We start from the raw sequence: 12,413 nt of genomic DNA on the forward strand, positions 1-12,413 counted from the left end.
CGGAATCAGTTCCGCTATGACGATAACGAACCAGACCGGCCTGCGCGCAGACAAGCGGCGCGGCCTTTATGCACGCTGGCGCGGCTTGCGCATGCTCGCGGCCGTGGCTCTTCTGGTCGGTGGCGCCCTCGCGGGATGCACCGGCGAGCAATTCCAGAAGGGCTACATCCTGCCGCCCGGCGCACTCGAGCAGATTCCGATCGGCGCGAGCCAGGACCAGGTGCTGATCGTGATGGGCACGCCCTCCACGGTCGCGACGCTGGACGGTGAAGTGTTTTACTACATCTCGCAGCGCTCGGAGCGCATGGTCGCCTTCATGAACCAGAAGGTGGTCGACCAGCGCGTGATCGCCGTCTATTTCGACAAGAATCGGCGCGTGCGCCGCCTTGCGAATTACGGCCTCCAGGACGGCAAGATCTTCGACTCCATCAGCCGAACCACGCCGACCTCGGGTCAGGAGATGAGCTACCTCGCGCCGCTGTTCAAGCTGCTCAGTTTCAACTGAGATCGTGAGCTGACATTTCGGCCTGCGGCGTCGTGCCGCTCTCCGCCCGCCGCCCAATGCGACTTGCCGTTGCACGCCGGGTTCCATACGCTCTCTGCAAAACAAGAAGCAGGGAGTGGATTCGTGCCCAACAAAGTTCTGTCTCGCCGTCGCGTGCTCGCCGGTGCCGCCGGTCTGTCGGCCGCAGCCATCCTGCCGCGGTCGAGTCTTGCGGACTGGAAGCCGACCGAGAACATCCGCGTCATCGTGCCGGCTGCAGCCGGCGGCTCGACCGACGTGATGGGGCGGCTGCTCGCGGCCCATCTCCAGTCCGCCTGGGGCCAGACCGCGGTGGTGGAGAATCGCTCGGGCGGCGGTGGCACGATCGGAACGGCCGAAGTCGTTCGATCCAAGGCCGACGGTCACACCATCCTGATCGGCAATCCCGGGCCGAACGCGATCGCCTACAGCATCTTCAAGAACCTCGGCTACAAGCCGGACCAGCTCCAGCCGGTGTCCAACATGATCCGGATCCCGAACATCGTGTCGGCGCATCCGAAGACCGGCATCAAGTCGGTCGCCGAGCTGATTGCCTTTCTCAAGGCTAATCCGGACAAGCTCAGCTACGCCTCCTCCGGCGTCGGCCAGAGCCCTCACCTCACCGGCGCCTGGTTCCTCCAGCTCACCGGGCTGAAGATGACGCACATCCCGTTCCGTGGCGCCGGGCCTGCGCTTCAGGCCGCGCTTGCCGGCGACATTCAGATCCTGTTCGACAATCTCTATCCGAGCCTGCCGCAGGTTCAGAACGGCACGCTCAACGGCCTCTGCGTCACCACGACCGAGCGGAGCGATCTCGCACCGAACCTGCCGACCATGCGCGAGTGCGCGCCGGAGCTTGCGAACTTCGATGTGTCGTCATGGTTCTCGGTGTTTCTGCCGAAGGGCGTCCCGGCCCCCGTGCTCGAGGCGCTCAATCTGCAGGTCAAGGCGATGCTGGAGCGCGACGACATGAAGAAGCAGATCACCGCTATGGGCGCCCGCGCCGACTACGGCACGCCGCAGCAATTCGCGGATTTCGTGGACGCCGAGACGAAGAAGTTCGCCGGCATCATCCAGAAGGAAGGCCTGCAGATGGATGTGCAGTAGACTTGCGCTGCCAACAGGAACAAAAACCCCGCGGCTCGCGCCGCGGGGTTTTGGCTTGTGTCGTTTGCGGCTCAGTGCGCCAAAACCGCCAGCAGCAACAGCGCCACGATATTCGTGATCTTGATCATCGGGTTCACCGCCGGGCCCGCCGTGTCCTTGTAGGGATCGCCGACGGTGTCGCCGGTCACGGCGGCCTTGTGGGCATCAGAGCCCTTGCCGCCGAAATGACCGTCCTCGATATACTTCTTGGCGTTGTCCCAGGCGCCCCCGCCCGAGGTCATCGAGATCGCGACGAACAGGCCCGTCACGATCACGCCGAGCAGCATCGCGCCGACCGCCGAGAACGCCGCCGACTTGCCGGCGACGCCGCCGCCCGCGATGGCGTAGATCAGGAAGTAGACGACGATCGGCGACAGCACCGGAAGCAGCGAGGGGATGATCATCTCCTTGATCGCCGCCTTGGTGAGCAGGTCGACCGCCTTGCCGTAGTCCGGCTTGTCGGTGCCCTGCATGATGCCCGGCTTCTCGCGGAACTGGCGACGCACCTCCTCGACGATCGCACTGGCCGCGCGGCCGACCGCGGTCATGCCCATCGCGCCGAACAAATACGGCAGCAGACCACCGAACAAGAGGCCCACCACGACGTAAGGATTGTTCAGCGAGAAGTCCGGATTGACGCCGGCGAAGTAGGGATGGTGCGCGGAGTCTGCAACGAAGAACTTGAGGTCCTGGTTGTAGGCCGCAAACAGCACCAGCGCGCCGAGACCGGCTGAGCCGATCGCGTAGCCCTTGGTCACCGCCTTGGTGGTGTTGCCGACCGCATCGAGTGCGTCGGTCGACTTGCGCACTTCCTTCGGCAGGCCCGCCATCTCGGCGATGCCGCCGGCGTTGTCCGTCACCGGGCCGAACGCGTCGAGCGCGACAACCATGCCGGCCAGCGCCAGCATGGTGGCGGTCGCGATCGCGATGCCGAACAGGCCGGCGAGGCTGTAGGTGACCAGGATGCCGGCGATGATGACGAGCGCGGGCAGCGCGGTCGCTTCCATCGAGATCGCAAGGCCCTGGATCACGTTGGTGCCATGGCCGGTCACCGACGCCGCCGCGATCGACTTCACCGGGCGATAGTCTGTGCCGGTGTAGTATTCGGTGATCCAGATGATCAACGCGGTGACGACGAGGCCGACGATTCCGCATTCGAACAGCGACATGCCGGTGTAGTCGACGCCGTCGAGCTTGCCGAAGCCGATCAGGTAGTAGATCACGCCGGCGATTCCGATCAGCGACAGGATGCCGGTTGCGATCAGGCCCTTGTAGAGCGCGCCCATGATCGACTGGCTCGGCCCGAGCTTGACGAAGAACGTGCCGATGATCGAGGTGATGATGCAGATGCCGCCGATGGCGAGCGGCAGCGTCATCATGTCGGAGAGGATCGGCGTCTTGGCGAAGAAGATCGCCGCGAGCACCATGGTTGCGACCGCGGTCACAGCATAGGTCTCGAACAAATCGGCGGCCATGCCGGCGCAGTCACCGACGTTGTCACCGACGTTGTCGGCGATCGTGGCCGGGTTGCGCGGATCGTCCTCGGGAATGCCCGCTTCGACCTTGCCGACGAGATCGCCGCCGACGTCCGCACCCTTGGTGAAGATGCCGCCGCCGAGACGGGCGAAGATCGAGATCAGGGACGCGCCGAACCCGAGCGCCACCAGGGCGTCGACCACGGTGCGGCTATCGGGCGCGAGCTTCAGCGAGTGGACCAGGAAGCCGAAATAGAGCGTCACGCCGAGCAGCGCGAGACCCGCCACCAGCATGCCGGTGATCGCACCCGCCTTGAAGGCGAGCTCGAGGCCGCCAGCGAGCGACGTCGTCGCGGCCTGGGCGGTGCGCACATTGGCGCGGACCGAGACGTTCATGCCGATGAAGCCGGCCGCCCCCGACAGGATGGCGCCGATCAAAAAGCCGATCGCGACATAAAGCCCAAGGAAATAGGCAAGCAGCACGAAGATGACGATGCCGACGATGCCGATCGTGGTGTACTGGCGCCGGAGATACGCTTGTGCGCCTTCACGCACAGCTCCCGCGATCTCCTGCATGCGCGGTGACCCCGCATCCGCACTCAACACCGAAGACGTCGCCCAAATCGCGTAGACGACGGAAAGCACTCCGCAGAGCACAATCAACCATAATGCTGTCATGTGATTTTTGCCTCAGATCCTTGATGTACGTACCCCCGGCGCCTTTTGTTTTTCCGTCAAGCGGTGCGGCGCCCTTATGTTGAACAGGGCCGCCCCTCGCAGAAGGTGTGGCCCTGGTCGGTCACAAGCTTGCCAAAATCAAATTGAGGGTGCAACGCCGGATGAGGCCGAAAAAGCCGATCTCGGCAAGTATTTAGACCTAATCCCGCGCGCCCGGCCGCCGGCCCGGCGCAATTGCTAGAAGTGGCTGTAGGACAGACGCTTCAAGGCCAACTCCTGGCCCTGCCCGTCCAGGAAACGCGGCCGCTCATGGCCCGCGACGATGGTGCCGATCGCGGTGACGGCCAGGCCGACCGCCCGCCCCGCTTCCATCAGCGCATCGCTCTGTTCCGGCGGGACCGTGCACAGCACCTCGTAATCGTCGCCCCCGGCAAGCAGCGTCTCAACGCAAATGGCGCTGCGCACGACCAGGCCTGCCGCCGCGGCCGAGAGCGGCACGCTCGCCACGTTGACCGTGGCGGAGACGCCGGACGCCGCGCAGAGTTTCGTCAGGTCGCCGGCGAGCCCGTCGGACACGTCCATCGCCGCTGTCGCGTGGTCGCGCACCGACTGCGCCAGCACATTGCGCGGCTGAGGGATCCGATAGCGCGAGATCAGCGCGTCTTTCGCAGCTGGATCGGATGCCAGCGCTGTGGCCACCGCGCCGCCGATGAGCACGTCGAGACCGAGCGCGGCATCGCCGATCGTCCCCGTCACCAAAAGAACGTCGCCCGGCCTTGCGCCAGTGCGGCCAACCATCCGCCCCTTCGGCACGCGGCCGAAGGCGGTGATCGAGATCATCTGCGGTCCCGGCGTCGACACCGTGTCGCCACCGAGCAGCGGGCAGGCGAAGCTCTCGGCGTCCTCGCCGAGCGCATCCGCAAACGGCCTGAGCCAGGCATCCTCCTTGCTGCGCAGCGCCAGAGTCAGCACGAAGCCGGCGGGCGCAGCCCCCTTGGCGGCAAGATCGGACAGGTTCACCCGCAGCGCCTTGCGCGCGATGGTATCGGGCGGATCGGTGGCGAGATAATGCACGCCCTCGACCACGGCATCGGTGGTGACGACGATGTCGTCGCCGGACGAGGACAGGATCGCGGCATCATCGACCAATCCGAACGCACCCGGATCGGTCGCCAGCGGCTTGAAATAGCGTGCGATCAGGGAATCTTCGGCGGAGGAATTATGCGGGTTTGCCATCGGCATCAGCCCCAAACACAGTTGTCATCACCCGGCTTGACCGGGCGATCCAGTACGCCGAGCCGCCTCTGCTCAAGCACGTCCGCCGCGGAGTACTGGATCACCCGCCTTCGCGGGTGATGACAGGCGAATATGCGGCAGCCGCATCGCATCACTTCACCGCCCCTGCGGGCATCTACCCCCGCCCGAACTCATCACCGCGAAACTGGCGGCCGATCTGGTCGAGCACGGCGTTGACCATGCCGGTCTCCTCGCGGTCGACGAAGGCATTGGCGACGTCGACATATTCGGAGACCACGACACGGCCCGGCACGTCCTTGCGGTGCTGGAGCTCATAGGCCCCTGCCCGCAACACCGCGCGCAGGATCGCCTCGATCCGCTTCAGCGGCCAACCCTTCGATAATGCCTCGTCGATCAGAGGGTCGAGCTTCTTCTGGTCGCGCACGACACCGGAGACGACGTCGCGGAAGAATGCGGCTTCCGCCGGCAGGTAAGTATCGCCCTCGACCTCGTTGCCGAGCCAGTGGCTCTCGAACTCCGCAAAGATGTCGTTGATGCCGGCGCCGGCGATGTCCATCTGGTACAGCGCCTGGACGGCCGCGAGCCGTGCCGCACCGCGCCGGTTCGCTTTCTTCTCCGTAAGCCCCGCCGGCTTCCTGGTGTCAGCCATGGCTCAGGCCCGCGCCAAGCGGCGCTTGATGCGGAGCATCGCGATCGCCGCGCGCGCGGCATCACCGCCCTTGTTGAGCTCGCTGGCGCGCGCCCGCGCCCAGGCTTGGTCCTCATTGTTGACGGTGAGAATGCCGTTGCCGAGCGGCAGCTTTCGCGCCACCGCAAGACCCATTAGCGCGCGAGAGGATTCCTGCGAGACGATCTCGAAATGGATGGTATCGCCGCGGATGACGCAGCCGAGCGCGACCACCGCGTCGTAGGGCTTGCCGTTCGCCGCAGCCGCGTCGACCGCGATCGCCACTGCCGCCGGGATCTCCAGCGCACCGGGAACCGTGATGACGTCGTGCGTCAGGCCAGCCGCCTTCAGTTCGGCCACCGCGCCGTCCAGAAGCGCGTCCTGGAGATCGTCATAGAACCGCGCCTCGACAATCAGCGCACGTGCGCCGGAAATGTCGGTCTGGTCCTTCAGGGGTGCGCGCCGCGCGTCTGCCATCGTCTCAATCCGTTTACTGGGGTCGGCGCTATGTAGTCGCCGCAGGCGGGTAAGCCAAGTTTTAAACCGTCATTTCCGTCAGGCGCGCCGCATAGCGGGCCATCAAATCAACCTCGATATTGACCTCAGTGCCCGCCTTCCAGCCGCCGATCGTCGTGACATCAAGCGTATGCGGGATAATCAGCACCGAAAAGGTCACGTCCTTCACCGTATTGACCGTCAGCGAGACGCCGTCGAGCGTGATCGAGCCCTTGGTGGCGATGAAGCGCGCCAGCTCCCGCGTGGTGGAGAGTTCGAACCGTGCCATCTCGGGTAGGTCCTCGCGGCTGACGATGGTTGCGATGCCGTCGGCATGGCCGGCGACGATGTGGCCGCCGAGCTCGTCGCCGATCTTGAGCGCACGCTCGAGATTGAGCCGCGTGCCGAGCTTCCAGTGCTTCGCGGTCGTCAGCGCCAGCGTCTCGGCGGCGGCATCGACGTCGAACCAGGTTTTGCCTTCAGCGACGCCTGAGGCGACGACGGTGAGGCAGACGCCGTTGCAGGCGATCGAGGCGCCGTCGGCGATGGTGGTCCGATCGTAGCTGCAGGCGATGCGCAGCCGGTGCAGCTGGCCCTGCGCCACGGGCTTGAAGCTGACGATCTCGCCGATATCGGTGACAATGCCGGTGAACATGTTAGGCGCGCTCGTAGATGGTGAGAGTATCGTGACCGAATGTCTCGCTAGCATGAACCTTGTAGGCCTGCGACTGCGTGATTTTCGACAGGGGCAATGCATCGAGCGCATCGACCCCGTCCGCGCCAACCTCTTCCGCTCCGCGGAACAGCCAGATCTCGTCGACGAGGTTGGCGGACACGAACGATGCCGCAACGCGGCTGCCGCCCTCGACCATCAGCCGCGTGATGCCCTTCTCGGCGAGCGCATGCAGAACGGCCGGAAGGTCGAGCCCGGCTCCTCTACCCGGCGGTACGCGGATCACCCGCGTGCCGGCAGCGCCAAGGCGTGTCGCCGCGGCGGCTTCGGCGAGTTCGGAGCTGACGACCCACAGCGGCGTCTCGCGCGCGGAATGAACAAGCTGGCTCGCGGCCGGAATGCGCAAATTCTGGTCGAGCACGACACGCACGGGAGAACGCGCTTCCAAACCCGGGAGGCGGCAATTGAGCTGCGGATCGTCCGCCAGCACCGTGCCGATGCCGACCAGGATGGCATCGCACGAGGCGCGCAACAGATGCACGCGGTTGCGCACAGCTTCGCCCGTAATCGCGATCGGCTTGCCGCCGGCAGCGCCGATCTTGCCGTCAGGTGAAACCGCGAGCTTCAGGATCACATGGGGACGCTTGTCGCGGATGCGGCGGAAATGACCGGCGTGGTCGAACGCGGCCTCCGCGGCGCACGGGCCGACATCCACGGTGATGCCGGCCGCGCGCAAGCGCGCATGGCCCTGCCCCGCCACTTCCGGATTGGGATCCTCAATCGCCGCCACCACGCGTTTGATGCCGGCTGCGATCACCGCGTCTGCACAAGGCGGCGACTTGCCGAAATGCGAGCATGGCTCGAGTGTGACATAAAGCGTGGCGCCGCGCGCCCCCTCGCCGGCCCGACGTAACGCCTCAGGCTCGGCATGTGGCCGTCCGCCGGGCTGCGTCCAGCCACGGCCGACGATGACACCGTCCCTGACGATCACGGCGCCGACGGCTGGATTGGGCCAGGTCCGCCCCTGCCCGCGCCGGCCCAACGACAGCGCAAGCTGCATGAAGCGGCGATCGGCGTCCTTCGTCTCGCGGATCTTCTGGGCGAACTGATCCTCCAGGATTCGGAAGATCATTTGCGGATCGCGGCGAGCCGCGCTTCCTCCTCACCGGAGAGCTCGCCGAGCACGTCGGCGAAATCCTTGGCCTCGCGGAAATTGCGATAGACGGAGGCGAAGCGCACATAGGCGACGTCGTCGAGCGTACGCAGATGCTCCATCACGGTCTCGCCGATCACCTCGGAGGAGATTTCGGCCTCGCCGCCGGTCTCGAGCTCGCGCACGATGGTGGAGACCATCTTCTCCACCCGCTCCGGCTCGACCTGCCGCTTGCGCAGGCTGATCGACACCGAACGCATCAGCTTGTCGCGGTCGAACGGCACGCGGCGGCCGTTGCGCTTGATCACCGTGAGCTCGCGCAGCTGTACGCGCTCGAAGGTGGTGAAGCGAAAATTGCAGGGGACGCACACGCGCCGCCTGCGGATGACGGAGGAATCCTCGGTCGGACGCGAGTCCTTTACCTGCGTATCGAGACTGTTGCAGTTCGGGCAGCGCATCCGTGTACCTTGACCAGTTTACTTGGACCTTATTGATAGATCGGGAACCGGTCGGTGAGCGCCTTGACCCGTTCCTTGATCGCGGCCTCGACCAGCGGCGCCTTGCCGTCGTCGGACTGCGCGATCGCGTTGAGGACCTCGGCGATCATGCCGCCAACCTGCTGGAATTCGGCGACGCCGAAGCCGCGGGTCGTCGCCGCGGGCGTGCCGAGACGCAGGCCCGAGGTGACGAACGGCTTTTCGGGGTCGAACGGAATGCCGTTCTTGTTGCAGGTGATGGCGGCGCGGACCAGCGCCTTCTCCGAGACGTTGCCCTTCAGGCCCTTCGGCCTGAGGTCAACCAGCATCAGATGGTTATCGGTGCCGCCGGAGACAATATCGAAGCCATGGCTCTTCAGCGTCTCGGCCAGCGCCTTGGCGTTCTCGACGACGTTCTTCGCGTAGGCCTTGAAGTCCGGACGCAGCGCCTCGCCGAAGGCAACCGCCTTGGCCGCGATCACGTGCATCAGCGGGCCGCCCTGCAGACCCGGGAAGATCGCCGAGTTGAGCTTCTTGGCGAGCACCTCGTCATTGCTGAGGATCAGGCCGCCGCGCGGACCGCGCAGCGACTTGTGCGTCGTGGTTGTGGTGACGTGGGCATGCGGCACGGGCGAGGCATGCACGCCGCCGGCAACGAGGCCAGCGAAGTGCGCCATGTCGACCAGCAGATAAGCGCCGACCGAATCCGCGATCTCGCGGAAACGCTTGAAGTCCCAGGCGCGCGAATAGGCCGAGCCGCCGGCGACGATCAGCTTCGGCTTGACCTCTTCGGCCTGCCTGGCGACCGCGTCCATGTCGATGATCTGATCCTCGCGGCGCACGGTGTAGTGCGCGGCCTTGAACCATTTGCCGCTCATGTTGACGGGCGAGCCGTGGGTGAGATGGCCGCCGGCCGCGAGGTCGAGGCCCATGAAGGTGTCGCCGGGCTGGAGCAGCGCCAGGAACACCGCCTGGTTCATCTGGCTGCCGGAGTTCGGCTGCACGTTGGCGAAGTTGGCGCCGAACAGCTTCTTGGCGCGATCGATCGCGAGGTTCTCGGCGACGTCAACCCACTCACAACCGCCGTAGTAGCGCGCGCCCGGATAACCCTCTGCGTACTTGTTGGTCATCACCGAGCCCTGCGCTTCCAGCACGGCCCGGCTGACGATGTTCTCGGAGGCGATCAGCTCGACTTCATGGCGCTGCCGGCCGAGCTCGCCCTTGATGGCGGCGGCGATTTCCGGGTCGGCCTGCTCGAGCGAGGCGGTGAAAAACGAATCGGGCGCGGAGGCGGTTTTGGCGAAGGTCATCTTGCGAATATCTCCACCGCCGCAGCCTTTTGGCGGGCTGCGGACGGGTCTGGTGTGGTGATCGGAAGCGGCGAGCGCGATCTACCACATCGCCCGCCCTCGGCCAAGTAGTTGCGGGTCGGGCCTGACATTTATGCAAGATATGGTGGGGATCGAAGGATTTGGAGCGTGGACGGCTCTCCGGAACCGCACCGATCCGACCATCCCAGAAGAGTCCGATTCGGACCCAAAATGGCGCGCTGGCGCCCGCCAGATTTCCCCCTACAGCCCGGTATACCCCGCCTTCACGGGGTCCACGCTGCCGTCGAGCTGGCGCAGATAGGTCAGGCCGCACACCGTCAACCTGTGGGGGTCCGTCTCGCCGGCTTCCATCAAGGTGTTGAGGTAGTTGGTCACCTTGGCCCGCGCCTCTGCGCTCGCCGCGGACGTGCGGTTGGCGAGCAGGTCGTAGGTCTGCATGATGCGGTCGATGGCGGCTTCCATGGCACCCCTCTGGTTCGCTGGGATTTCGGGAGTTTTGATCAGGCGGCTCGGGCGCCGGACTGCGCCTCGAACCTGACAATGGCCTTGTTGGCCAGCCTGATCTTGTTGAATTCGCCCTGCTGGAGCAGCTTGATGATGATCTCGAGCAGGCGCTCATTGGTGACGAGCGTGTCGGGGATCGCACCGGAGCGGCGAAGGTAATTCGCGGCGATCGCGTAGGAATCGCTCACGAGCTCGACGTTCGTAGCCTGCAACCCGCGTTCGACCAGCATCGCATCCTCCGATCCGGAGAAATAACCGGAAGGCAGGGAACTGGTTCCGCCTGACTGTCGATTTTTTCGCAACCGCGAGACGACAAAACGCGCCGGTCCGGGCAGAAGCCGGGCCAGCGCGCTTGGGGGAAGTCCAGGCACGTTCGGTAGACGCTTTCGGGAAGGCTTGCCGGTCTTGTTATGGGCCGGCTTGGCCAAATCCCTTCGAAAGCTCAGAGCCGATACAGGATCTGGTCGGTCCAGAACCGCTCGAGGCGGTGCAGCGACTTGTTGAGGGTCGAGAACTCCTCGCCCGAGATGCCGCCGACCTGTTCAACGGTCTTGACATGCTTCTGGTAGAGTGAGTCGACGATGCGGCGGATTTCCTGGCCCTGCGGCGTCAGGCGGATGCGCACCGAGCGGCGATCGACGCGCGAGCGCTGATGGTCGAGGAAGCCGAGCTCGACGAGCTTCTTCAGATTGTAGGAGACGTTGGAGCCGAGATAGTAACCGCGCGTGCGCAGTTCGCCCGCGGTCAGCTCCTTGTCGCCGATGTTATAGAGCAGGAGCGCCTGCACGGAATTGATGTCGGCGCGGCCACGACGATCGAACTCGTCCTTGATCACGTCGAGGAGACGGCGATGCAACCGCTCCACCAGAGTCAATGCTTCCAGATAGAGCGACTGCACCGAACCCTGCGGGCCCGAAACGCGCTCTGCGGTATCTGCCGCAGTTGCGACGGCTTTCATCATGACACTTCCCCTGTTGTCGTTTTTATCGACACTCATTCGACGAAACTTGTGTCCCGTCTGATAGGTGCAACTTAAGGGGAGGCGTTTGAAGATCGGCTTAAATAAGAGAATAAAGAGATCATGAATTTAAGACAGTGAATTGCGGATTAAGCCTGTACCACAAGGGCTTTTCGCAACCCTCTGTTGACCGTCGCAAGGTCCTGTTCACCCTCCGTCCGCACGTTCTGTCGCATTCCAGAACAGCCCCGCCCCGTTTCGAAACGCACGCTTAGGAGCTGTGGCGGATATCGCCAGGTCAATGAAAAGTTACCTCGAATTTTACGCAACGAGTGGTCAACCAAGTCGCGACAACTTCGCTCGTGTCCCGGACGAGCGCAGCGAAGATCCGGGACCCAAAAGCCGGAGCATAGGTAGTGGAGACATGGGCCCCGGCTCTGCAACGCATCACGCCGGAAGTGCGGCGCGCTGCGTCGCGTCCGGGGCACGAGAGTTCGCTATGGCGGCCGCTCGCGCGCGGCCATCCAGGCGAGCGCGAGATAGGCGGCGAGCATGAAGGCCTCGACGCCGACCACGACCAGGCTGCCGCCATAGATGCCGGGGAACATCAGCTCGATCACCGCCATCGAGACCACGGTCGTGAGCCACACCACCGCGCCCCAGGGCGTGGCGAGCCAGAGGCCGACGGCGGCGACGAGCTCGATCACGGCGAAGTAGATGGTCGAGGCCTGCCAAGCCATCGACTGGTTCTCGAACGCCTCGTCCTCGCCGCCGACGAAACCCGTCACCTGCGCCCAGTGATAGAGGCCCTTCAGGATCGACAGCAGCGCCATCACCCGCAGGAACAGCACCAGCCGGCGCGTCCAGACATTATCATCGGACTCGGGCCGCTCCGACGAGATCGCCGCAACCGACATCGCGCTGTCGCGGGCGCTGTCTCTGACGGCGTCCCTGGCATTGGCGCTGTCGCGGGCCGCATCGCGGGTGGAGATCTCGGACATGGCCCCCTTCTGGCTGTTTCGCCCCGCAAAATCAATCGGCAGCGCGGCTCAGTTCGATTCTGCCTTGCGGCAGGTC

14 protein-coding genes are annotated in these 12,413 nt (G+C 64.9%); 2 read left to right on the plus strand and 12 right to left on the minus strand.

Annotated elements, in window-relative coordinates; genetic code table 11:
- The first annotated feature begins 16 nt into the window (after nt 1-16).
- Nucleotides 17-505, plus strand: coding sequence for an outer membrane protein assembly factor BamE (locus tag ABIC09_RS17240; protein WP_354109989.1), 489 nt, complete (start codon nt 17-19; stop codon nt 503-505).
- 123 nt (nt 506-628) lie between these two features.
- Nucleotides 629-1,630: a Bug family tripartite tricarboxylate transporter substrate binding protein gene (locus ABIC09_RS17245; RefSeq protein ID WP_148753525.1), complete on the plus strand. Its 1,002-nt coding sequence runs from the start codon at nt 629-631 to the stop codon at nt 1,628-1,630.
- A 71-nt stretch (nt 1,631-1,701) separates the two neighbouring features.
- Here ABIC09_RS17245 and ABIC09_RS17250 read toward each other — a convergent pair whose 3' ends face one another.
- From ABIC09_RS17250 to ABIC09_RS17305, 12 genes are all read right to left on the minus strand, one after another.
- Nucleotides 1,702-3,822 (minus strand): sodium-translocating pyrophosphatase, encoded by a 2,121-nt coding sequence (locus ABIC09_RS17250; protein WP_354109990.1) that lies wholly within the window; start codon nt 3,820-3,822, stop codon nt 1,702-1,704.
- Between the two features lie 237 nt (nt 3,823-4,059).
- Complete coding sequence (thiL, locus tag ABIC09_RS17255) at nt 4,060-5,058, minus strand: thiamine-phosphate kinase (RefSeq protein WP_354109991.1); 999 nt, start codon at nt 5,056-5,058, stop codon at nt 4,060-4,062.
- Nucleotides 5,059-5,233: 175 nt separating this feature from the next.
- Nucleotides 5,234-5,728 carry a transcription antitermination factor NusB gene (gene nusB, locus ABIC09_RS17260; RefSeq protein WP_148753522.1) on the minus strand — a complete coding sequence of 165 codons (495 nt, stop codon included), beginning with the start codon at nt 5,726-5,728 and terminating at the stop codon, nt 5,234-5,236.
- Nucleotides 5,729-5,731: 3 nt separating this feature from the next.
- A complete protein-coding gene (gene ribH, locus ABIC09_RS17265; RefSeq protein WP_354109992.1) occupies nt 5,732-6,223 on the minus strand; it encodes a 6,7-dimethyl-8-ribityllumazine synthase in 492 nt (163 codons plus the stop codon).
- Nucleotides 6,224-6,284: 61 nt separating this feature from the next.
- The gene (locus tag ABIC09_RS17270) at nt 6,285-6,896 is read right to left on the minus strand and encodes a riboflavin synthase (protein ID WP_148753520.1); all 612 of its coding nucleotides are present in this window, start codon (nt 6,894-6,896) and stop codon (nt 6,285-6,287) included.
- A 1-nt stretch (nt 6,897) separates the two neighbouring features.
- Complete coding sequence (gene ribD, locus ABIC09_RS17275) at nt 6,898-8,046, minus strand: bifunctional diaminohydroxyphosphoribosylaminopyrimidine deaminase/5-amino-6-(5-phosphoribosylamino)uracil reductase RibD (RefSeq protein WP_354109993.1); 1,149 nt, start codon at nt 8,044-8,046, stop codon at nt 6,898-6,900.
- A complete protein-coding gene (gene nrdR / locus ABIC09_RS17280) occupies nt 8,043-8,525 on the minus strand; it encodes a transcriptional regulator NrdR (RefSeq protein WP_148753518.1) in 483 nt (160 codons plus the stop codon). The genes ribD and nrdR overlap by 4 nt, the downstream gene beginning before the upstream one ends.
- A 29-nt stretch (nt 8,526-8,554) precedes the next feature.
- Nucleotides 8,555-9,853, minus strand: a complete 1,299-nt coding sequence (glyA, locus tag ABIC09_RS17285) for a serine hydroxymethyltransferase (RefSeq protein WP_354109994.1) — start codon at nt 9,851-9,853, stop codon at nt 8,555-8,557.
- Nucleotides 9,854-10,114: 261 nt separating this feature from the next.
- Nucleotides 10,115-10,336: a hypothetical protein gene (locus ABIC09_RS17290; RefSeq protein ID WP_148753516.1), complete on the minus strand. Its 222-nt coding sequence runs from the start codon at nt 10,334-10,336 to the stop codon at nt 10,115-10,117.
- Between the two features lie 38 nt (nt 10,337-10,374).
- Complete coding sequence (locus tag ABIC09_RS17295) at nt 10,375-10,608, minus strand: hypothetical protein (protein WP_148753837.1); 234 nt, start codon at nt 10,606-10,608, stop codon at nt 10,375-10,377.
- A 212-nt stretch (nt 10,609-10,820) separates the two neighbouring features.
- Nucleotides 10,821-11,339 carry a transcriptional regulator LdtR gene (gene ldtR / locus ABIC09_RS17300; protein ID WP_148753515.1) on the minus strand — a complete coding sequence of 173 codons (519 nt, stop codon included), beginning with the start codon at nt 11,337-11,339 and terminating at the stop codon, nt 10,821-10,823.
- A gap of 494 nt (nt 11,340-11,833) precedes the next feature.
- Complete coding sequence (locus ABIC09_RS17305) at nt 11,834-12,337, minus strand: DUF6163 family protein (RefSeq protein WP_148753514.1); 504 nt, start codon at nt 12,335-12,337, stop codon at nt 11,834-11,836.
- Nucleotides 12,338-12,413: the final 76 nt, after the last annotated feature.

It is taken from the genome of Bradyrhizobium sp. S3.12.5 (assembly GCF_040548225.1).
Classification (GTDB): Bacteria; Pseudomonadota; Alphaproteobacteria; order Rhizobiales; family Xanthobacteraceae; genus Bradyrhizobium; species Bradyrhizobium cytisi.